The 21,643-nt window shown below is 46.0% G+C and carries 17 protein-coding genes; 8 read left to right on the forward strand and 9 right to left on the reverse strand.

Features of this window, described 5'->3' with window-relative positions; all coding sequences use genetic code 11:
* The first annotated feature begins 52 nt into the window (after positions 1-52).
* On the forward strand, positions 53-832 hold the full coding sequence (locus tag JNN12_04540) for a septal ring lytic transglycosylase RlpA family protein (protein ID MBL7977587.1): 780 nt from the start codon (positions 53-55) through the stop codon (positions 830-832).
* Between the two features lie 16 nt (positions 833-848).
* Here JNN12_04540 and JNN12_04545 read toward each other — a convergent pair whose 3' ends face one another.
* The 6 genes from JNN12_04545 to alr all read right to left on the reverse strand — a co-directional run bounded on the left by JNN12_04545 (position 849) and on the right by alr (position 8,931).
* Positions 849-1,583 (reverse strand): DUF1573 domain-containing protein, encoded by a 735-nt coding sequence (locus tag JNN12_04545; protein MBL7977588.1) that lies wholly within the window; start codon positions 1,581-1,583, stop codon positions 849-851.
* A 5-nt stretch (positions 1,584-1,588) separates the two neighbouring features.
* Entirely contained in the window at positions 1,589-3,697 is a 2,109-nt protein-coding gene (locus tag JNN12_04550) for a dehydrogenase E1 component subunit alpha/beta (protein ID MBL7977589.1), read from the reverse strand.
* Between the two features lie 159 nt (positions 3,698-3,856).
* Positions 3,857-5,059: a HAMP domain-containing protein gene (locus JNN12_04555; GenBank protein MBL7977590.1), complete on the reverse strand. Its 1,203-nt coding sequence runs from the start codon at positions 5,057-5,059 to the stop codon at positions 3,857-3,859.
* Positions 5,060-5,294: 235 nt separating this feature from the next.
* Positions 5,295-6,026, reverse strand: a complete 732-nt coding sequence (locus tag JNN12_04560) for a response regulator transcription factor (protein ID MBL7977591.1) — start codon at positions 6,024-6,026, stop codon at positions 5,295-5,297.
* Between the two features lie 125 nt (positions 6,027-6,151).
* Positions 6,152-7,792, reverse strand: coding sequence for a phosphodiester glycosidase family protein (locus JNN12_04565; GenBank protein MBL7977592.1), 1,641 nt, complete (start codon positions 7,790-7,792; stop codon positions 6,152-6,154).
* Between the two features lie 56 nt (positions 7,793-7,848).
* Positions 7,849-8,931 carry an alanine racemase gene (gene alr, locus JNN12_04570; GenBank protein MBL7977593.1) on the reverse strand — a complete coding sequence of 361 codons (1,083 nt, stop codon included), beginning with the start codon at positions 8,929-8,931 and terminating at the stop codon, positions 7,849-7,851.
* A 145-nt stretch (positions 8,932-9,076) separates the two neighbouring features.
* On the opposite strand from alr, the gene JNN12_04575 reads away from it, so the two are divergent.
* Positions 9,077-10,525: a hypothetical protein gene (locus JNN12_04575; GenBank protein MBL7977594.1), complete on the forward strand. Its 1,449-nt coding sequence runs from the start codon at positions 9,077-9,079 to the stop codon at positions 10,523-10,525.
* Positions 10,526-10,569: 44 nt separating this feature from the next.
* Here JNN12_04575 and sucC read toward each other — a convergent pair whose 3' ends face one another.
* A complete protein-coding gene (sucC, locus tag JNN12_04580) occupies positions 10,570-11,742 on the reverse strand; it encodes an ADP-forming succinate--CoA ligase subunit beta (GenBank protein ID MBL7977595.1) in 1,173 nt (390 codons plus the stop codon).
* 61 nt (positions 11,743-11,803) lie between these two features.
* Here sucC and JNN12_04585 point away from each other — a divergent pair, with 61 nt between their 5' ends.
* The 6 genes from JNN12_04585 to JNN12_04610 all read left to right on the forward strand — a co-directional run bounded on the left by JNN12_04585 (position 11,804) and on the right by JNN12_04610 (position 19,259).
* Positions 11,804-13,006 (forward strand): LptF/LptG family permease, encoded by a 1,203-nt coding sequence (locus JNN12_04585; GenBank protein MBL7977596.1) that lies wholly within the window; start codon positions 11,804-11,806, stop codon positions 13,004-13,006.
* 204 nt (positions 13,007-13,210) lie between these two features.
* Positions 13,211-14,212 (forward strand): sugar phosphate isomerase/epimerase, encoded by a 1,002-nt coding sequence (locus JNN12_04590; GenBank protein MBL7977597.1) that lies wholly within the window; start codon positions 13,211-13,213, stop codon positions 14,210-14,212.
* Positions 14,190-15,278 carry a Gfo/Idh/MocA family oxidoreductase gene (locus JNN12_04595; GenBank protein MBL7977598.1) on the forward strand — a complete coding sequence of 363 codons (1,089 nt, stop codon included), beginning with the start codon at positions 14,190-14,192 and terminating at the stop codon, positions 15,276-15,278. The genes JNN12_04590 and JNN12_04595 overlap by 23 nt, the downstream gene beginning before the upstream one ends.
* Positions 15,263-16,234 (forward strand): hypothetical protein, encoded by a 972-nt coding sequence (locus JNN12_04600; protein MBL7977599.1) that lies wholly within the window; start codon positions 15,263-15,265, stop codon positions 16,232-16,234. The genes JNN12_04595 and JNN12_04600 overlap by 16 nt, the downstream gene beginning before the upstream one ends.
* Positions 16,235-16,603: 369 nt before the next feature.
* The gene (sucB, locus tag JNN12_04605; protein MBL7977600.1) at positions 16,604-18,271 is read left to right on the forward strand and encodes a 2-oxoglutarate dehydrogenase, E2 component, dihydrolipoamide succinyltransferase; all 1,668 of its coding nucleotides are present in this window, start codon (positions 16,604-16,606) and stop codon (positions 18,269-18,271) included.
* 52 nt (positions 18,272-18,323) lie between these two features.
* A complete protein-coding gene (locus JNN12_04610; GenBank protein MBL7977601.1) occupies positions 18,324-19,259 on the forward strand; it encodes a tyrosine-type recombinase/integrase in 936 nt (311 codons plus the stop codon).
* Positions 19,260-19,295: 36 nt separating this feature from the next.
* Here the strand turns inward: JNN12_04610 and JNN12_04615 are convergent, their stop codons facing one another.
* Complete coding sequence (locus JNN12_04615) at positions 19,296-20,522, reverse strand: MFS transporter (GenBank protein MBL7977602.1); 1,227 nt, start codon at positions 20,520-20,522, stop codon at positions 19,296-19,298.
* Complete coding sequence (locus JNN12_04620) at positions 20,523-21,548, reverse strand: isoaspartyl peptidase/L-asparaginase (protein ID MBL7977603.1); 1,026 nt, start codon at positions 21,546-21,548, stop codon at positions 20,523-20,525.
* Positions 21,549-21,643: the final 95 nt, after the last annotated feature.

The raw sequence follows: 21,643 nt of genomic DNA on the forward strand, positions 1-21,643 counted from the left end.
AATAATTGCGGGGGCTTCGATTAACCTATTACTTCCCAAATATTATCCAACCATGATCAAACGATTTCTGTATGCCTTGGCCCTCTTCGTTTTCATTAACGAAGAGGGCATTGCACAAACCAAGAGTGCAAACCCTTCCTTTTCAGGTGGTTACACTGAAGAATATCAAATACCCCCACAAAACTCCGAGTCTGAGGCAATCGTTTTTACACGTGGCCGCCCACCTATTCCAGTTGCGGATGCTTTTGCAGCCGGATGGGCTACGTATTATGCACATGCCTATGCTGGAAGGTTAACTTCAGCAGGAGAGGTATTCGATCCAAATGCTTTTACAGCGGCACACCGTTATTTACCCACGGGAACCATGGTCAGGGTGGTGAATCAGAACAACCAAAAAGAAGTGACCGTCCGCATCAATGACCGCGGGCCGTTTATGCGAGGATCTAATAATGTTATTGACCTTTCCTATCGAGCAGCTGTAGAAATTGACATGATTAATCCAGGCGTTGTACCCGTCCGTATCTATGTGCTTTCTTCTGTCCCCGAATATGTATCACGTGTTCCAAAAGACTTCGAGGCATGGGCGATTCAGGTTTCTGCTTCAAAAGACCGAGTTTCTTCTGAAAAAGTGGTAGCGAAATTGGGACCACAAGCCACCTTACGGAGTATTCGGACAGCCCAAGGCGTTATCATGTACCGCGTTTTGTATGGGCGTTATAGCCGCAAAGAAGAGGCTATTGCAGCCAAATCGGAACTATCGGCAAAAGGTTTTCCTAATAGCTTTGAAAAGTATTTGGTGGATGAACACCCAGATTTGGCTGGCATCAAATAATTCTTATTATCATCGTCTATTTTCCATTCCCTTCTCGTTCAGCAGTAATGAGAAGGGATTTTTTGGGCTGATCGGGATCGTTTGTTTCCACGAGAATGGGAATCTCCAATCGGCCTTGGCTCGTCCCCATAGCACGTGTAAGCCGGATCCGAATGTGCGACAGGTCTTGTGGAAAAAGGGCTTGGGCTTCCCATATTCCATTTACTGGCATACCGTTTGAGCTGACACCTATAATTTTGATAGGTTTAGTACCAAAATTTTGAACCAAAAACGACACTTCAAGCCCCTCTAACTCCTTAATCAATCCAAGGTCTATTTTCTCATGTTCAAATGCAAAACTACCTTGTCGAGGCTTGTCTTGTAACGAAACGGGAAGTACATGGCCCGAAATGCCAAAGAACACTTCTTCCCCGTCAGTAGTGGTCATTACGACCGATTTGCTAAAAGGTCCTGGCCTTCCGGTGGAATCAAAGACCACCTTAATCTGGCCAGAACTATCCGCAGGAATGCCTTTTCTGGTCCATTCGGGTATGGTACAGCCACAGGATGCACGGACATCTCGGATGGTGAGTGGGGTTTGTCCCTTATTGGTAAAGGAAAAAATGTGTTGTGCTTTGGTTCCTTCACGAATTTCACCAAAAGAGTGAGTGGGAGCCAATACCGATACTGCTTGCCCAAATAGCGACACAACATTCAGAAAAAAAGTTGCGCCAAAAAACAGCGAATGCCATAAGGCTTTTTTCATAGTCATGGTAGTCAAAAAGATAATAGTTCGTTTGCTGCAGCCAAAATATCCGCATCTTGTGGCAGTGATGCACGCTCTAGAACATCGGAGAATGGCGAAGGAGTAAAGGTTCCTGCAACCCGCTTTACGGGCGCATCCAGATGACGAAATGCTTTTTGCGTAATCTGTGCCGCTATTTCTGCCCCAAAACCCATAAACTCATGGTCTTCGTGCAGCACCATGACCCGGTTGGTTTTTTTAACTGACTGGATGACTGTTTCCGAATCAAAAGGTATAATGGTTCTGATATCAATAATCTCTGTGGAGACCCCTTTTTTCTCTAGCGCCCTCGAAACAGCAAGCGCTTTATATACCAACGCGCCATAGGTTACAATTGTTAGATCACTCCCTTCCTGAACCAATTTAGCTTTCCCAATGGGGACTAAGTAGTTTTCATCAGGCTCAGGAGTTTTGGCAACTGGTTGACGGTATAGGAATTTATGTTCTAAGAACAAAATAGGGTCTTTGGAGCGAATGGCTGTTTTTAATAGCCCTTTTGCGTCAGCGGCATTGGAAGGCATCACCACTACCAATCCTGGCATGTGTGCAAAGAAGGCTTCAATATTTTGAGAATGGCATAGCCCCCCGTGAATATAGCCTCCGGTTGGAATTCGGATAACCATAGGACACTCAAACATATTATTAGACCGCCAGCGGAAGGTAGAAACCATATTGCGGATCGCCTGAAGACCTGGCCATACATAATCGGCAAACTGAATTTCCACAACGGGTTTGTATCCTAAAAGACTAAACCCAACCGCCGTCCCAATGATTGAGTTTTCGGCCAGTGGCGAATTAAAGCACCGGTCATGTCCGAAAAGTTTTGATAAATCACGGGTAGCCGTAAAGACGCCGCCCTTTCCATCCGCCACATCTTCCCCATAAACAATGACGTTTTTATCACGGGTCATTTCCTCTTTCAACGCATTGTTAATGGCATCTACCACCACAATATCAGGCCCGGAGGGCTTGGATTGTTCATATTTTAGCCCCAAGTCTCCATCAAACAGCACATGATGATGAAGGGTTTTGGGGTCAGGATCAGCCTGCTTTGCAGCCCAATGGGCTTCGTGGTCAATTTCTTTATGAATGTGCTTTTTTAGATCATGTAACGCTTGTTCGGTAGCAAAACCTGCTTCAATCAACTGAAGTTCAAGCTGGATCATCGGATCCCGTTTTTTCTCGGCCTCCAGAATGGTTTTAGGCCGATATTTTGCATGGTTATCGGAGGAAGAATGAGGGAGCAAACGGACCGTTTGTGCCACAAGCATTACAGGACCATTGCCGTCCAAAATATGTTTTCGGGCAGCAGATACCGCAGCATAGCTCTTAGCCAAGTCCGTACCGTCCACCTCAATTCGGGCAAGACCTTCAAATCCTGCGGCAAGTTTATAGGCACTTCCACCAGCAGTTTGGTCTTTTACAGGTACCGAGATAGCAATCCCATTGTCTTGAACCACAAAAAGCACGGGGGCTTTATCCCTCGATGCCCAGTTTAAAGCCTCGAAAAAAGCACCCTGCGAAGTGGCCCCATCACCACAACCTACATACACCAATCCTTTTTGTTTACGATGCTTTAAGGCAAGGGCAAGACCAGCAGCAGGTAGAAACTGGGAACCCACTTCCGCCGAAGGAACCACTATATTTAACGCTTTGCTACAAAAATGCTCGGACATTTGCCGTCCACCAGAGAATGGGTCATCGGCTTTCGCCAAATGGTGTAACAAAACCTCTCGCGGGGTAATGCCCATTGCAAGACTGAGACACAAATCCCTATAATAGACATGTGCCCAATCTGTACCAATCTCCATTTGCATACCGAGCGCCATTTGTATGGCCTCGTGCCCAGAACCACCGATATGAAAAAAGCCTTTATTCTGCTTCAGTAGCATGAGCATTTTTTCATCGAGGCGTCGAGAGGTGTACATCACCTCATAAGCCCTTAGGGCTTGCTCCTTCGTAAAATCGGTTATGGAAAAGCAATTCGCAACCAGGTCAACACAATGGCCTGTTGTTGAAAGAGTGGTTGAATCTTGCAAAGGTGGCAACACATCCGTAGCCAATTGAGGAGGTTGTAGCATGACAAAAGATCGGGAAACGATGATAAGGGTTGTCTGCGTGCCAAACGCTCCTTTTTCACTCAAATGGCCATATGACCTTTGGGTGGGTCAGTTCAATGCTTAGGGGAACGTATGGGCTATAAAGACAATATACAAAAAAACGCCCTTCTTGGAAATTGGTCAACTTGAATTTGAAGACAAAGCAGACGCAGAAATGGGTAATTCAAACCAAAAGCGAGAACCCCTACCCTCCGTACTTTCGACATGGATGTTTTCGCCATGTGCATTTAATATTTGTTTAACAATGCTCAATCCAAGCCCGGTACCTCCCATTGCTCTAGACCGAGCGGCATCTACCCGATAAAACCGTTCAAAAATGCGATCGAGATGCTCTTCTGGAATTCCCCTACCTGTATCCATAACCTCGACCCGTACCTTATCACCATTCCGCCGATAACGTACCCGCACAGTACCATTGGCATGATCGGTATATTTCAAAGCATTGTGGATGAGGTTCGTCAATACCTGCCTAATCCGGCTTCTGTCTGCAAACACTTGCTGGTGTTCATTATCCACCACCAAATCTAAAGTTTTTTCCTTTGCCAAATAGTCTAACTCATCCGCCACTTCGTCTAAAAGAGACTTCAAATCAAATTGACTTGGCTTAATGGTCTCTTCGCGATATTCCAAACGTGCAATTTCGAGCAAATCCGAGAATAAGCTATTTAAACGTTGAACATTATTTAATCCTTTCCCCACATACATTTGGCGCATTTTGGGCGTCAGGTTGTCAGACGCGAGTGCTTCTAAATAACCACCAATAGAAAAAATAGGGTTGCGGACCTCGTGGCTCACATTTCCAATGAACTCATTTTGGAAGCGTGTTAAGCGCTTTAGTTCGAGAATATCTAGACGGAAGCGTCGGGACATCAAGTTTAGACTTTCGGCTAAATCCTGAATTTCGGCTGCCTGTGTATCAATTTTGATCTCTTCATCCAGATGTCCTGCATTAATCTTACGTGCGGTCAGGATAATTTTCTGTAAGGGCTGCGTTATTTTATGAGACGCCAGCCAACTAGCCATCCAAACGAGCGTAATAGAAATAAGAATAGCAAAAAGCAGGATATAATTCCCGTTTCGATTAACCTCATAAAAAAAGAGTGAGTGACCATAATATACCTTCAGATTTCCATTAGGATACCCACTTAATTGAGGGAAAAGTATTTTATGGTTTATGGAGGCTCCTTTTGGAAGTACCTGAAAATTGTGCGAACGAATTACAAGTCCATTCGATAATTCGATCAAAGTTTGGACACCCGAAATACTTGAAACCATATCCAATTGTGTTTGAACGTCTGCTACGGTGCGAGCAGTTGTGAGCATATTTTTTAAGTATGCTGCTTGTCTTTCGGTCTCGGTGATTTCAATTTGCCTAAGTCGAGGAGTGCTATAGAAATGAATAAATAGCGCTATTGAAAAAGATATCGCAATGAGGAATAAAAGATTGGTTGCGACCAACCATGATTGTGTACTGGCTCGACGCAAAAAAGTAAATTTTGTCAGCCAAGCCAGTAACACAGACCGATTAGGTGTATCGAAGGAGGTCTCTTTTAAAGGATCATTTCCTTTCGAATGGAGCATCGTCTTCACCTACTTCCTCTTCGACAAAACGATATCCAACCCCACGAACGGTTTGAATGTATTTAGAGAAAGTACCCAGTTTTTCACGTAGGTTTTTGATATGGGCATCTACGGTTCTTTCCGTGACCATCATGGCATCTTTCCAAATGGTATCAAGTAATTGGATGCGCGTAAAGGCTTTGCGTGGGTGACGTACTAAATACATCAGCAATTCAAATTCGGTGAGCGTGAGGCCTAAATCTTTGCCATGGTATTCTGCGCGGTATTCTTCCTCGAAGATGGTGAGGTCTTTCACGGTAAGGGTACGACTCTCTTCAACACCAGCTCGTCGAATAACCGCTTTGACATTGGCGACCAATACTTGTGGAGATACAGGCTTGGTCAAATAAACATCTGCACCAAGCATAAGACCACGTACATGGTCTTCTTCTTCGCCTTTTGCACTCAGAAATATGATAGGAATCATTTCCGTTTCTACGCGCGAACGGAGGCGACGACACACTTCGAAGCCATCAATTTTAGGCAACATAATATCCAAAACAATCAGATCAACCTCACTGGTGGCTTTGGCTATGGCTTCTTCTCCATCAAAAGCATTGATTACATTATAACCTTCCTGAGACAGAAAAAGGGTTATGACGTCGTTCACATCTTCCTCGTCATCCACGACCAGAATAGTGAGATGTGATGTATTGGTTGTTTTAACCATAAACGTTTTATTTAGCAGGCTTTAAGGGACCTGATGAATTAAAGAAACAAAATAGAATTATGAAGACAAGATACAAATATTGTGAAGACGTTTATGTGTCTTCACAAAAACAACACATTTCATTCTTATTGATTCAATATAATGGAACGTGTTAGCGCCCTTTCTCCAATGGTTGTACGTAGATAATAAAGGCCATTCGCTTTGTCCGATAAACCAAAAGCCTGTCGTTCAGTACCGTTGATGTTCTTTCTTTCAGAAAGCAATCTACGACCTAAGACGTCAAATATTTCAAAAGTAACCCATTCTGGTTTGGAAGTTACGACTTCGGCCCAGAACCGTCCACGCGCCGGGTTCGGAAACACGGATAGCGTACTGATTGTGGTTGGCACAGGCTCTTGATTAATGGGGACTGTATTTTTCAGGGTAAGTTTGAGGGCATCCGTCACCACATAGATCGGCGCACCATCTCCTTTGGCATTATCGGTCACCACGACCGAATCAGTTGAGGCAAGTTTAAATGTACCCAATTTATTCCATAAGCCCGCAGTGGTAGGAACGGACTGATCTACTTTTACCGTTGTTGCTATTCCTTTTTGATAGATGGTAAAGGGCGTATCTTTGGCACGATTAAACGAGGGGATCCACCATGCAAACAAGTCATAATCTCCTTCCTGTGGGATGGTTTTAAGATAAAAAGTGGCTTTGTCTCCTCCCGTCCCTGTTTCGTTCAATCTTGCTTTTGTGGTTCCATGAAAAGGCGTATTGGCACTTTCGAACCAACCATTGGCACCTCTTTCTTTGTAGCAACACGTATCCCCGGTATCAATAAACGTGTCGGCAGAAGGTGCAGGTGGTTTGGGTTTAGGCATAATGGAAAGCACGGTTGGTACTTTTCGCTCGGATCCGTCGCTTGGTTTATTGATTACAGTAGTCCCAATCGCCAATGTAGAAGAGCCGCCACCATCAAGGTTCATGGCCTCCACCGCCCCCAAATCCAGCATCAACTTGGCCATTTCTGGCAACGTAGCCCCCCTACCAGAACCGCGTCCATCCACTACCATAAGGATAAGTTTATTGTCTGTAGTGTAACCAATTGCTGATCGCGGATCTTGGATATTGGACTCTACTCCCGAACCAAAAAAAACTTCTTCTTCCCAAGTAACTTTTTGGGCACTTTTTTCCACCAAGACAGGTCCTCCCCCAATGCCTTCAAATACCTTCCAAACACTACCCCCCTCCGGAAATATTTCGGTTGGTTGTGCCTGAGGCACACCTTGCTTATTGGGCGAAGGGGCGGAATAGCCGTAAACAGTCCCATTTACCTCATAGGTCCAAGCAATATCCGGTTTTTTGTCGGTCATGATGCCAAAAGCGGCACGTGTTGGGAAGTATGGCGTACCACTTCGGGTAAGTTGTTTGATATTTGGAACAAGTACTTTCCCGTTTTGCGCAACTAGACTAAAGGACGAGGTCCCTCCAAAAAAGCCCCCGTTGATGGTGGCATAACCCTTGTTAGCAGCAGCAAAGGAAGAAACCGTCTCGGTACCTACTGAGGAGATCAAACTCTTTATTACATAACTGCTGGTATCCGCGAGGTCAATCTGTACATAATACGCAGGTATGGCCTTGTCTTCAAAAACACGAATGGAAGCCGGAAGACCTGCATTTAAATCCGCTCTGGGGCTCCAATTAGCCGAAAACTGGGCTTTTGTATAAGGTGAAAAACACCAGATGAGTAAAAAAAGAACGCTTAGACGCATCATCATTGTTAACTGGGTTAAAGGATTCGCAAATATAACACTTGATAAGGCGCTTGCCAATTTTATTCATCAAGATATTCCCTTGGCACACGGTGAGAAACACCTGTCACCAAGGTGTAAGGGATGGTCTCACCCCAAGATGCCACTTCGGCGGCGCCCAACGTTTCACTTCCCCATAAAACCACTTCGTCTCCATATGCCACCGTTTTGGTAGGCCCCACTTCTATCATCAACATATCCATACAAATTTTTCCGATCACCCGATATCGCTTTCCATTGACTTCTACCCATCCTCTATTGCTAAGGTGGCGAATATAACCATCCGCATAACCAGCTGCGACCGTAGCCACCCAGGTATCGCAAGGGGCTTTCCAGGTACGTCCATATGAAACAGATGTGCCGCGAGAAATATACTTGACTTGGGCGATTTTGCTCACCAACTTCATTACGGGAAGCAACTTCTGTTCTTGCATGGGTTCACAAGGGTCAATTCCCCACAATCCAACACCAATTCGTGCCCATGAGGGTGCGTATTTTGTGGGAAATCCTGTTTGGTTTAGTATGCCAGCGGTGTTTTGCACGTGGGTTTTTTTATTTGCAATAACGGAAAATGAATTAATTTGCTGTTCTGTGAATCCATCGGCAAGATTGTCCGAAACAGCAAAGTGTGTCCAATTTCCCACCAGTGTCAGATTAGGCATGGTTTCAATAGTGTGCCTCGCGTCCTCCCACTGCTGCGGCCATATCCCAAGTCGGGTCATACCCGTATCTATTTTAACATGGATACGGATAGGATCGTTTTCCTTTTTAAGCACTTCCAAAAATGACAGGTCATGGAGGGTAAGGTCTAAATCGTATTGTACATATGCCGGTAAAAACTCTGGAAACGGCGCTCCGAGTACCAATATTCTCTCTAAAATACCATGCTCCCTAAGTTTAACCGCCTCCGCAACCGTAGCAACGGCAAACATGTGAATAGATTCCTTTTGCAAACATTGCGCAATGCGTATAGCCCCATGCCCATAAGCATCCGCCTTGACCACTGCCATCACATCTATTGAACCCAAATGCGTGCGTATTACGGCCAAATTATGTCTTAAATTATTTAAGTTGATTATGGCTTTCGTTGGTGATAAATTATACATGGTTTCTGGTGCTTTTTTTGCCATAAGATACAGGAAACGAAAATCATAAACTTAAAAGGCTTTGCAAAGAGCAATTGGAATATCCCACCTACCTATCTACCTGCCCCGCCATTGTGACTTCTATTTCATCCTAACCATTTACTAAATGGCACACTCACGCTTACACCTTAAATTAAGTGTTTATATATTTACCTGTGTATTATTTGCAAACTTTAAATGGCTTAAAGGACAAAATGGTTTATACATTGAAGCAACCCCGCTTTGGTCTGTGACCAATCAGACTGATTCCTTTATGTTTGGGACACTTTTTATTGAACGAGACCAAGTACCATTATATGGTGGGAGATTCGGCTTGGGATACCAATGGAAGTCACTTTTCAGTGCGGGACTTTCCGGCGAAGCCGTATTCGAAGACAAAAGATTACGGTTGGAATTATTGCGGGGCGAAGCCCGGTTTTTTCCGTTTCGTCTAAAGAAATTAGACCCTTATATTCTCTTAGGCTATGCCAAATCGCTATCTCAACATACAACAGTCACATTTTCTGGGCCTTATTTGGGATGGGGCCTTTCTGTGGCCCTTACTCCTGATTTTTCCTTGATTGGATCGGCCCAATATCGTTTCGATTTCCTCAAAAGCAACATTGTAAACCGCCGTATAACATATGATTATTTAATCGGCTTAAAGTATCAATTTGGAAAAAAAATCAGCAATAAAACTTATAATAACCATAATAATTTTCCTCATGACATTGCCGTCATAGGCCGAGAAATCCCAGCGGCCCTACAGATCAATCAACCAGCCTATTTTGCAATTACACTTTTACCAGCAGACAGTGCTGCCCGAATAAAATGGCATTTTTCAGACGGCCAAAAAGCTGAAGGAGAAGAAGTACACCTGGTTTTTAGCGAAAAAGGAACCCTGAGGGGCACCCTCGAAGTCGTACTTGGCCGTAGAAAAACCATCGAAAATTTTACCGTTGAGATTATAGAGCCGATTGATGCATGTGTGCAGCCAATTATTTCGGAAATACAGGTTCCAGGACGTTTTATGGAAGGCGAGACAACCCGAATTATCCCTCATGCTAATGGTAGCTATCCACTACGCTATGCCTGGCGGTTTCCGTTGTCGTTGCAAACTGGTAGGCCAGAGCCAGAGGTCAGATTGCCAGCGGGTTTTCAAGAAATTGAGCTCTTCGTACAGAACGAATGTGGAGAAGCCCTTCGAACCACACGGGTCTTCGTCATGCAAAACCCTGCTTGTAAAGTGATTCGCCCCATTCCCCCGGTACGTTTTTCACCCGGAAATATAGAACTTGACACAAACGCCCAATTAGCCCTTGAGCAAAGTTTAGGCCAATTGTCTGCTTGCCCTTCTGTTTGCCTTTCGGTTCAAGCGTTTGGCGATGGCACCGAGCCAACGGCCTTGAGGGCCAAACAACGCGCCAACCATACCGTTGGTTTTTTGGTTGCACGTGGTATTCCGGCCACCCGCATCCAAGAAATTACTTCATCAGCGCAACCAGAAGCATCTTGTAAGGCAATATCTGCACCCAATTGTCGAAGAGCAGAGATTAAGGTTGTGCCTTGTGAATAAAAAAAGCCCGAATAGACGGGCTTTTAATTCATGGGTAACAGCATTTATGCAGCAAGCGCATGGGTAACTTTTTCCGCAGCTTCCTTCAGAAGGATAGCCGTCTCGATCTTTAAGCCACTATTTTTAAGAATCTCTTGCCCTTCTTCGGCATTGGTGCCCTGCAAACGAACAATCAATGGGATATTGATATTCACATTTTTAGCAGCTTCTACCACCCCAAGTGCCACTCTGTCACAACGAACAATCCCCCCAAACACGTTGATGAGAATTGCCTTAACATTTGGGTCTTTGAGGATAATCCGGAATCCAGCTTCTACCGTTTGTGGATTTGCAGAACCGCCCACATCCAAGAAGTTTGCAGGCTCCCCCCCGGCAATCTTGATGATGTCCATAGTTCCCATGGCCAAACCAGCGCCATTCACCATGCAACCTACATTGCCATCCAATTTGATATAATTAAGATGGAACTCGCTCGCTTCCACTTCTAAAGGGTCTTCCTCGTCGGTATCGCGCATTTCAGCGAGGTCTTTATGCCGAAATAACGCATTGTCATCAAAATTAATTTTTCCATCCAAAGCCATCAATTTACCGTCTTTTGTGGTGACCAGCGGATTAATCTCGGCTAAAGAACAATCGGTTTCTTCATAGGCTTTGTAAAGTTTCAGCACAAATCCTACACACTGTTTGAACAAGTCCCCTTGAAAGCCAAGTGCAAAAGCAATTTGTCGGGCCTGATAACCCTGAATACCAATCGTTGGGTCAATCCACACTTTATGGATTAATTCCGGGGTTTCTTCCGCCACTTTTTCAATTTCAACTCCACCTTCTGTAGAAGCCATGATCACATTCATATTGCGACTACGGTCGAGGGTAATCCCGAGATAATACTCCTTCACAATGTCCACCCCATCAGTTATCAAGATTTTCTTAACCTTCTGTCCTTCCGGCCCGGTTTGGTGTGTTTTGAGCATCATGCCCAGCATGGCTTCAGATCGTTCGCGGACTTCTTCGATCGTGCGGGCTAATTTCACGCCTCCTCCTTTTCCGCGACCACCCGCATGAATCTGCGCTTTGACCACAAAGAGGCCTGCCCCATTGGCTTGTAGTTTTTCGGCACCTGCCACGGCATCTTCCACAGTGGTTGCCACATAACCGCCTTGTGTTGCGACGCCAAATTGCGCAAGCACTTCTTTCGCCTGATATTCGTGTACTTTCATGGGTTCTCCCGTAAAAATGTATTTAAGGTTTTTCGTTGCCGAACTAAAGCTACATGTAACAATGATACGTCTTTATGTTTTAAAATTGAATTTTTTATTTGCAATAACGGATATATTTATACTGGAACTACTTTCTGGCTTGCCCGTTCTGATTTTAACCATCTTATTGATTATGCAAACCTTTGACCGCCATATTCTTAGACGACTCCTTGCCACCACCTTGGTATTGATTGGAATGCTCACTTCTTTCTTCATTCTTCTTCATTACTTGGAATATATAGATGACTTTATAGACCGTGGAGCAACCGAAGGACTGATCCTCTGGTCGTATTATCCCAATGCCCTACCGTTCATTTTCCACCAAATAACGCCTGCGGCCCTTTTTCTGGCCTGCATTCATCTTACAGGGAAATTGGCGCAAGAACTTCAGCTCACAGCAATCTATACCGCCGGGGTCTCCTTTTATCGGATTTTACGGCCCCTTCTTTTGTTTGGCCTTTTGGTTTCTATTGGCATGTTTTACATGAGCGGCTGGGTTCTTCCCAAGACAGAGCAAGCGCGAATCGGGATCGAAGCCAAGTATCTAAACAAAGGTCGGGAGCAATTAGAGTCCACAAACAACCTATTCAGACAACTCGAAGGCAATCGGATTTTGCAAATTGGCTCCTTTTCCGCTGAGCAAAAGGCTGGGTTTATGGTTTCGTTGCACTCTTATGACGCACAAAAACATTTGATTTCTCGTACCGATGCCGACCAAATACAATGGAATGACCAACAACAACAATGGACTTTTCAAAATGCAGTGACGCATACTTTTCGGACTGACAGTACCATTCTCAGGTCCCAGACCCAACACAACTTGGCCGCCGGCTTAGAAATTAAACCCGAAGACCTTAGCAGGTCTGCCAATGATGTTGACCTGCTCAATATTCCGGAGGCCAAGCAATATCTACAAGAACTCCAAAAAAGTGGTGTCTCAGAATTGGGCAAGCCAATGGTGGCATACTATGCTAAGTTTACTTACCCCTTTGCCAATCTTATTGTTGTTTTGCTTGGGTTTTCTTTGGCCAGTACCCGGCGAAAAGGCGGGCAGGCGGCCCAACTTTCTATTGGCATTATGGTCGCATTTATCTATCTGGCCATGATTAAAACGATCGAGCCTTTTGGATACTCAGGAGAATTGGACCCTATAGTGGCCACCCTTTTTCCGCATGTCTTTTTCTTGGTGATTGCAATGCTGATGATGTTTCTTGCCAAAAAATAGAAATAATGCCCTTAGAAGCATTACGATAAAGGTGAAGAACTGGACGTTTTACAGCCAAAAAAGACGCATTCGCCAATCGCATTAACAGAAGAATATTTCCACGCCCGATGCCGGAATTCCGCAAAAATAATTTCCGACACTTGATCTGCCATTTATAATACCGTATTGTATTGTACAGCCATTTAGTTTAATCTTCGTAACACTATGTCGAGACCAGTCACCTTGTTTACGGGCCAATGGGCCGACCTCCCCTTGGCTCAATTGGCCGAGAAAGCCGCTTCTTGGGGCTTTGACGGCCTAGAACTGGCCTGTTGGGGCGATCATTTTGATGTACACCGTGCACTTACGGAGCCTGATTATTGTACAGAAAAAAAGGACTTATTGAGTCATTATGGCCTTAACATCTATGCAATCTCGAATCACTTGGTCGGACAAGCGGTCTGCGACCACATAGACGAGCGCCATAAAAGCATTCTCTCACCAGAAATTTGGGGCGATGGTGTACCGGAAGGCGTCCGTCAACGTGCGGCAGAAGAAATGAAAAATACCGCACGAGCTGCCGCTAAACTTGGGGTCCCTGTTGTAAACGGCTTTACGGGTAGCTCCATTTGGCATCTATTGTATTCTTTTCCACCCGTGACCGACGCCATGATTGATGCGGGATATGAAGATTTTGCCCGACGGTGGAACCCAATTTTGGATGTGTTTGATGAAGTAGGCATCCGTTTTGGCTTAGAAGTCCATCCTACCGAGATTGCTTTTGACCTCGCTTCTGCACAACGAGCCATGGAAGCGTTGGATGGTCGTAAGACCTTCGGATTTAACTATGACCCAAGTCATTTTGGTTATCAAGGTGTGGACTATATCGCATTTATTGAACAATTTGGCGACCGGATTTATCATGCACACATGAAAGATGTGTGGTGGTCTTCCATCCCCAAGCCAATTGGTGTTTTTGGCGGGCACGTCAATTTTGGAGATGCACGTCGTTTTTGGGATTTTCGTTCTCCGGGACGAGGCTCCATTAATTTTGAGGAAGTCATTCGGGCCCTCAATCGGATTGGCTATCATGGCCCCCTTTCAATTGAATGGGAAGACAGTGGAATGGATCGGGAACATGGCGCAAAAGAAGCTTGCGCATATATTCGATCCAAAGATTTTCCGACCTCAAACCGCGCCTTCGATGCTGCGTTTTCCGAAGACTAAAAAATTATTTATGGATCAGATTAAGCTGGCCATTATTGGCACAGGCGGCATGGCCCATACCCATGCAAACGCTTTTGCGGCCATTAAAGAGGTAAACTTAGTGGCTTGTTGTGATGTCGTGCGAGAGCGTGCCGAAGAATTTGCCGCCACACATAGTATTCCTTTTGTGTTTACAGATGTGGATGAAATGCTTTCCACCATCGAACTTCACGCGATCACCAATGTAACCCCAGACCGTTTCCACTTGTCCATTGGCCTGAAAGTTTTGGACAAAAAACTCCATTTACTCTCCGAGAAGCCCTTGGCAGAAACGTTTCAAGACGCCCGAATGTTGGCAGATGCAGCAGAACAAGCAGGGGTTGTACACATGGTCAACCTGTCCTATCGGCGATCGGCTGCCTTGTATGAGGCCAAACGGATGATTGAAGCGGGCAAAATTGGACGTGTGATGCACTTCGAGGCCGATTATTTGCAAAGCTGGTTGGCACAACCTGCGTGGGGGGATTGGCGAGAACATGATGCTTGGCTTTGGAGGCTATCTACCGATCATGGTAGCAAAGGGGTTTTAGGTGATATTGGCGTTCACATCTTTGACCTTGCCGGATTTCCGATAGGCGCCTATGAAACGGTTCAATGTGTGCTCAAAACGTTCCCCAAAGCCGAAAATGACCAAATTGGGACCTATAAATTGGATGCCAATGACTCCTTCACCGCCATGGTCGAGATGGAAAATGGCGCATTAGGAACGGTCCAAGCCTCTCGGTGGGCTACCGGATACATCAACACCTTACGCCTGCAAATACATGGCGAACATGGGGCTTTGCGTCTTACCTTAGACGAAAAAGACCGTTGGGACGTTTTAGAAGTATGCTTGGGTGATAATCTTCTGAAAGGAAAATGGCGTGGAAAAAAATGTCCACCCGTTCTCGACAATTACCAACGATTCATTTCGGCCATCCTAAATGGCCAACCCGGCGAGCCCGACTTTTGGCGCGGAGCCGAAATACAAAAAGTATTAGATGCAGCCTACATGTCCGATTATAAACAATCATGGGAACAACTCTAAGCCCGATTTTTCAAACATGGCTGACAGCTAACCGAGACTATCTGAATATGCAGTACGAGATGTTGAAAAATCAATATCCGGCATTGGAACAGAAAGTGGTTTTCAGCTACATACAACAAAATTTAAATGTGGTTGCGACGGCCCTCTTAGAAGAAAACAATGCGCCCGAATCTCATCAAAGTATCAAGACGCTGTACACCACCGGACTTAATTTAATGGGGCGTGGTCTTTGGTCTAAGTTCCCTGTTCTGATACATATCTGGCAAGAGGTATTTCCCAAACTTCCTCTTTTACGAACGCACCTACACCGCACCCTTCAGATTGTGGTGAATACGGCGTATAACGTCAGTCAGTCCAATCGTTCAACCGGACTTTTTCTCATAGGACTTCGAAGAACCGCTCCACAATTAGACCAACCTCACAAATTGGAAGCCGCTGCACTGATTTTGGCATGGCGTTCGGGTTTGGTTCTCTACCGTACCACGGCAATTAAAGCCGCTGAACAGTTACCCGAATCATTGGCACGCATTTTACTCGAAGTGCCAGAAGCCCACACATTGTCCTTCATTCTCGAAAACCTCCAAAAATCACTCTGGTTCAGAAGCGAGACAGGGCAACACGACGAGAATACCCAAATCGGTGGCTTCCAAGGCTTTGGTGGGGCCTTCCTGAATCCTCCGGAAATTGCCCTTCTTAACCAACAAACACTTCTTGCGAAAGATACTACCGGCACTTGGGAGATTCATGCAGATTGTTATGGGCACGCATTGGTACGCCATGAGGGTGTGTGGCCGGGTACCAATAAACTTGTTGAGCCGGGAATTTTAATGGTTGGCAATAAACGCCTTCGCATTCGGTCTTTCCCACAAGCCGAGGCGGCTGCACTGACACCAACGATTTGGGCGATAACGGTGCCCAATAGCCATTATATTCATTTGATGCGCCCTCCTTTTTGAATTGCAATAACAGATAAACAATTATATTCAAGGCGGGACTGAAGCGACGCTTGCTTCCACCGAGCAGCCCCCCTTAATGTTCACGAAAATCTACAACACGGGGTTCGGTGTCTCAGATGTCAATAGAGACCTCTCACCTTTTAAGTGCATAAGAGATACTTTTCCAATGCCAGTCCATGACACATACACCTGAGCGCCTTGAAATGCTGGGCCTAAAAGAGGCATTCAACTTCAAAAAAAGAAGGATTGAGACAATAATTTACCGGATTTTTGTCTCGGAAGCGCTTCCTAAAATCAAAGTTACCAGATTATTTCGTACTTTACAGTTTTGAACCCTGCCTGTCACTCATTATTCAGATAACAAACCCTATGGCACAAGTCGAAGTTGTGATGCCCAAAATGGGCGAAAGTGTAATGGAAGGTACCGTGCTTACCTGGCACAAACAAATTGGCGAAAATATTGAAGCCGATGAAATCCTGCTGGAAATTGGAACGGATAAAGTAGATTCCGAAATCCCTTCCCCTGTTGGTGGCAAACTTGCTGCTATTTTGGTTCCAGAAGGAGAAACCGTAGAAGTTGGAACACCCATTGCGCTCATCGAGACGGATGTACATGCCGCCATTACTGCACCACCTCCTGCTGCACCTGTGCCGTCGCCGCCTTCGGTTCATCTTCCGGCTTCAACACCACCGCCCGAACCAAGCGCACCTATACAAAAGGTCTCGGTTTCTGGCGGAGATACCTCGCCCGTTTTGATGCCTAAAATGGGTGAAAGTGTAATGGAAGGCACGGTATTGACCTGGCACAAAAAAGTGGGCGAACGCATCGAGGCCGATGAAACCTTGTTGGAAATAGGAACCGACAAAGTGGATTCCGAAATCCCTTCCCCCGTTGCTGGTATTCTAGCGCAAATCGTGGTTCCAGAAGGCGAAACAGTAGAGGTAGGTACCCTTTTGGCCATCATTGCGATAGGGAATGACGCCACCGTTTCGACAACGGCCCCCACGCCTACTCCTACTGCCAAACCGACCACACCTATTTCATCGCCTGCACCACCCGTTGTTTCTGGCCAAAATGAAATCAGCCGAATAGGGTCAGATGGTCGCTTCTACTCTCCACTGGTTCGTGAAATGGCAAAAGTTGAGGGTTTGTCTGCGGCCGAACTCGCCACACTACCGGGATCCGGACATGAAGGTCGGGTTACCAAAAAAGACCTCACCCAGTATCTGAGTAAAAAAACGCAAGCACCTCCGGCCTCCATACCAGAAACTGTTCCAACTTCTGCACCCATTTTTGCAAAACCGCCCGCTGTTACAGCAACCAATAGAACCGAAATTGTGGAAATGGATCGGATGCGACAGATCATCGCCGATCATATGGTTCGCTCCAAAGCCACTTCAGCGCATGTGACCTCTTTTGCAGAAGTGGATGTAACCCATTTGGTTAAGCTCCGTGAAAAAAACAAAAAAACTTTTGCGGCGCGTGAAGGCGTAGCACTAACCTATACTCCGTTCTTTGTGTATGCCGCCATCGAAGCCCTAAAAGCATTTCCTTGGCTCAATGCCTCGGTAGAAGGGAAACAAGTGATCCTAAAAAAAGATTACCACATTGGAATTGCCGTAGCACTCGAAAACGCTGGGCTAATCGTTCCATGTATCCGTAATGCGGGAACCATGAACCTGGTAGGTTTGGCCCATTCGGTTGCCCAACTTGCAGATCGGGCACGGAACAAACAACTGCTTCCAGATGAATTACAAGGTGGTACTTTTACCGTGACCAATGTAGGTTCCCTTGGATCTATCATGGGAACACCGATTATTAATCAGCCCCAGGTGGGCATTCTTGCAACAGGGGTGATAAAAAAACGGCCTGTTGTGATAGAAACGCCTGATATGGGTGATGTGATCGCAATCCGCCACATGGTCTATTTGTCGCTGACATACGATCACCGTATCGTAGATGGTGCAATGGGCACGGCTTTCCTGCGCAAAGTAACCGAAGTTCTTGAAAACATTGACCCTAACGCAACGCTTTGAGTGAATGGGTTTGGGCGTTTTCCAAATCCATTTTTATCAGTCATATACCCGTATGCCGGACAACCTTTCCTCCGAAATATTTCAGGGAATCACCCTCGGAATAGATGGGCTCGAATCTACCATTTCGGCCTTTTTAGATGAATACCTCCATGATCGCGGTGCCGAAACCATTGGCACGTATCGTCGCTCTTTAAACGAGTTTATCCGCTGGTTTTCGCATCCTCGGAGCGATTTTCGCTTTCGAGTGGAAGACATTGAAGCGTATAAAACCTACCTCATGAGCGAGCGCAAACTTTCACAAGTTTCGGTTTCTACCTACCTCACCGCTTTGCGTCGCTTATGTGATTTTATGGTGGCCACCGGGCAACTCCCTGAAAATCCTGCCAAACAAGTAAAAGGGAACAGACGCCCCTCCGAGCATACCCGTGCTGTTCTCAGTGAAGCAGAGGTAGATCGGTTATTGGCCTCTTTTGATCAGGTTACCCAAATGGGGAAACGCGATCAGGCGATCATGTATATGATGCTTTTTGCCGGACTGGGAGAAATCGAAATTGTTCGGGCAGACCTTGCAGACCTTAACCAACACGATTCAGGCGGCTGGTACCTGCGTGTTCAAGGCAAAGGAAGATCCGATAAAGACCAGTTGGTCCCTATTGATCCGCCCGTGATGGACAAGATACGGCTCTATTTAGATACCCGTGGGCGCATTCGTCCGGAAGAACCCATATTTGTTTCTCATGGGCACCGATCGGATGGCGAACGTTTGAACACGCGCTCCGTTCGAGGCAGAATCAATCATTGGTTAGAATTGGCCGAAATAAAAAGAGCGGGGATAACCCCACATAGCCTTACCCATACTGCGGCATTGATCTGGCTAAGGCAAGGGATGACCGTGGAAGAGCTAAAAATCCGGATGCGGCATGGTACTTTCGATACCACCATGATCTATCTTAGGAAAGAAGCTGGAATTGTAGATATTGGGGAATAAACCCACTAGATGTAAAGGCTATGCGGACAACGGGTCTCAACCCTTTAAGAGTGTTCGGGATTTCTTGGCGATCACTGCAACGGTTATCAATGCGGCAGTCGCTCCCATTATCACAGAAGGAACAGCACCTATTAATTTTGCTGCCAAACCAGATTCAAAAGCACCTAATTCGTTTGACGCTTTAATAAATATGCCATTGACGGCAGCCACCCTTCCCCGCATTTCGGGTGGCGTAAGCGTTTGCATTAACGTTTCGCGAATTACCACGCTTACACTATCGAAGGCCCCCGTAAGAAATAATGCCAGGCATGATAGGAAAAAATGCTCGGAGAGTGCAAAAACCAGCGTAGCAATGCCAAATGCAAAAACCGCCCACAAAAGATTGCGCCAGGGGTGGCCCATGGGAGAGAAAAAAGTAAGCAAAACGGTCGTAAGGATGGCTCCAAACGCTGCCGCACTTCTTAAAAGACCCAAACCATCGGCCCCAATCACCAGTACCTCGGTTGCGAAAACGGGTAAAATAGCCACAACACCGCCAAACAAAACGGCCACCATGTCGAGCGTAATTGAATATAGAATGGCCGGATTATGCCAGACAAACTGAATCCCTTCCTGTAGGCTTTTGGAAATGGAAGATATTTCACTGGCGGTTAATGATATGTAAGGAGCGGTATTCAATCCAATCAAGACGGCGCCCACCACCAAAAGCCCGCAGACAATGCCCAATGCCCATGAAAGCCCTACTAAAGCATACACAAAACCACCGATAACCGGGCCTAAAATGGCACCTGTTTGCCATGAAGCACTCGTCCAAGCACTCGAATTCCCATATTGCGCGGGTGGTATTAGGAGGGGAATCCACGCTTGCAAGGCAGGTACTGTTATTGCCCTCGTTAACCCATTCATAAAATTGACTGCATATACCCACCCAATTTTTTCCTGTAGGGTAAACGTAACGGGGATGTCTTCAAAAACCAACCACAACCACACTGCCGACGCAATCATCAGACCATGCCCCAACAGCCACAACGTGCGTTTGTTATAACGATCTGCCCAATGTCCACCGATTAAGGACAATGCCATGAACGGAAGTGCTTCTGCAAGCCCCATCCAGCCCAATACCAATGGATCACGGGTGCGGTTATACAATTCGTACCCCAAGACCACATCCTGCATCAACAGCGCGAGGGTTACCAGTAGAGAGGTAAGTGCAATACGTCTAAAAGCTGGGTTTTTTAGGGTAACAAACGCGTCTTGTGACATTTATTCCCCTTTAAAAATGCGGGTTTCTGGCTTAAGGTTACCGCTTGCCCACCCTCGATACATCCCTTCTGAGTTAAATGGCATGGCAATCTGTCCTTTACGGTCCATCACAATGACCCCACCATCCCCTCCCAATTGCCCTACTTTGTCTATCACCGTTTGTGCCGCAACTTCTGTTTTTAGTCCTTTGTATTCAATCAAAGTAGCAATATCGTGCGCCACCACGGAACGGATAAAAAACTCGCCCCATCCAGTGGCCGATATGGCAGCCGACGCATTATTCGCATAGGTTCCAGCACCGATAATGGGGGCATCTCCGACCCGTCCCCATTTTTTATTGGTCATACCACCCGTAGAAGTGGCTGCAGAAAGGTTGCCGTTTTGGTCTAATGCAACCGCACCAACTGTTCCGTAATTCAGTTTGCGCGCTTCTCCCTGATTCATACCCGACTCGTTTTCCTTCCCTTTTGCTGCTTCGAGGGCACGCTGGCGTTCGGGTGTCACAAAATAAGACGGAGCAACCATCTCGATCCCCACACTACGCGCAAAAACTTCCGCACCATTCCCCGAAAGCATGACGTGTGGTGATTTTTCCATGACCGCTCGCGCCAGATTAATGGGGTTTTTTACCTGTCGTAATCCGGTGACGGCTCCTGCACCCAAGGTTTTGCCATCCATAATGGCAGCGTCTAACTCAGCATGCCCCTCGGAGGTCAGTACCGCTCCTTTACCGGCATTAAAATAAGGTGAATCTTCCAAAACATTCACCGCAGCGACAACGGCATCCATACTGGTTCCACCCTTTGCCAAAAGGGCTTGTCCAGCCAGAAGGGCACGTTCCAAATCTGCGCGAATCGCGGCTTCGCGCTCTGGAGAAAGTTTTGCTCTAGAAATAACACCAGCTCCCCCATGAATGGCTATTGCAAAGTTCATATTTGTGCCAGACTTTCCGGAAACGGTAACACTTGGAGCCGCACAACTTGCTACAAGAAGCATAAAGACCAATAGCAAAATAAATTTATACATAGATATTTTATTTTAGCACAAGAAAAGCGTTTCCAAGAGAAAGTAAAAAGCAGATTACCACAAAAAAAGGGGTAAAAGACCCCTTTGCGCATTCA

It is taken from the genome of Bacteroidetes Order II. bacterium, from assembly GCA_016788705.1.
Taxonomy (GTDB): Bacteria; Bacteroidota; Rhodothermia; order Rhodothermales; family UBA2364; genus UBA2364.

What these genes read in the sequence shown, in the direction of transcription:
- JNN12_04590 (MBL7977597.1), top strand. Translation starts at nt 13,211, where the DNA reads ATGTCGAGACCAGTCACCTTGTTTACGGGCCAATGGGCCGACCTCCCC.
- JNN12_04610 (MBL7977601.1), top strand. Translation starts at nt 18,324, where the DNA reads ATGCCGGACAACCTTTCCTCCGAAATATTTCAGGGAATCACCCTCGGA.
- JNN12_04575 (MBL7977594.1), top strand. Translation starts at nt 9,077, where the DNA reads ATGGCACACTCACGCTTACACCTTAAATTAAGTGTTTATATATTTACC.
- JNN12_04555 (MBL7977590.1), bottom strand. Translation starts at nt 5,059, where the DNA reads ATGCTCACAACTGCTCGCACCGTAGCAGACGTTCAAACACAATTGGAT.
- JNN12_04615 (MBL7977602.1), bottom strand. Translation starts at nt 20,522, where the DNA reads ATGTCACAAGACGCGTTTGTTACCCTAAAAAACCCAGCTTTTAGACGT.
- JNN12_04620 (MBL7977603.1), bottom strand. Translation starts at nt 21,548, where the DNA reads ATGTATAAATTTATTTTGCTATTGGTCTTTATGCTTCTTGTAGCAAGT.
- JNN12_04550 (MBL7977589.1), bottom strand. Translation starts at nt 3,697, where the DNA reads ATGCTACAACCTCCTCAATTGGCTACGGATGTGTTGCCACCTTTGCAA.
- sucC (MBL7977595.1), bottom strand. Translation starts at nt 11,742, where the DNA reads ATGAAAGTACACGAATATCAGGCGAAAGAAGTGCTTGCGCAATTTGGC.
- JNN12_04595 (MBL7977598.1), top strand. Translation starts at nt 14,190, where the DNA reads ATGCTGCGTTTTCCGAAGACTAAAAAATTATTTATGGATCAGATTAAG.
- alr (MBL7977593.1), bottom strand. Translation starts at nt 8,931, where the DNA reads ATGTATAATTTATCACCAACGAAAGCCATAATCAACTTAAATAATTTA.
- JNN12_04545 (MBL7977588.1), bottom strand. Translation starts at nt 1,583, where the DNA reads ATGACTATGAAAAAAGCCTTATGGCATTCGCTGTTTTTTGGCGCAACT.
- sucB (MBL7977600.1), top strand. Translation starts at nt 16,604, where the DNA reads ATGGCACAAGTCGAAGTTGTGATGCCCAAAATGGGCGAAAGTGTAATG.
- JNN12_04600 (MBL7977599.1), top strand. Translation starts at nt 15,263, where the DNA reads ATGGGAACAACTCTAAGCCCGATTTTTCAAACATGGCTGACAGCTAAC.
- JNN12_04565 (MBL7977592.1), bottom strand. Translation starts at nt 7,792, where the DNA reads ATGATGATGCGTCTAAGCGTTCTTTTTTTACTCATCTGGTGTTTTTCA.
- JNN12_04585 (MBL7977596.1), top strand. Translation starts at nt 11,804, where the DNA reads ATGATACGTCTTTATGTTTTAAAATTGAATTTTTTATTTGCAATAACG.
- JNN12_04540 (MBL7977587.1), top strand. Translation starts at nt 53, where the DNA reads ATGATCAAACGATTTCTGTATGCCTTGGCCCTCTTCGTTTTCATTAAC.
- JNN12_04560 (MBL7977591.1), bottom strand. Translation starts at nt 6,026, where the DNA reads ATGGTTAAAACAACCAATACATCACATCTCACTATTCTGGTCGTGGAT.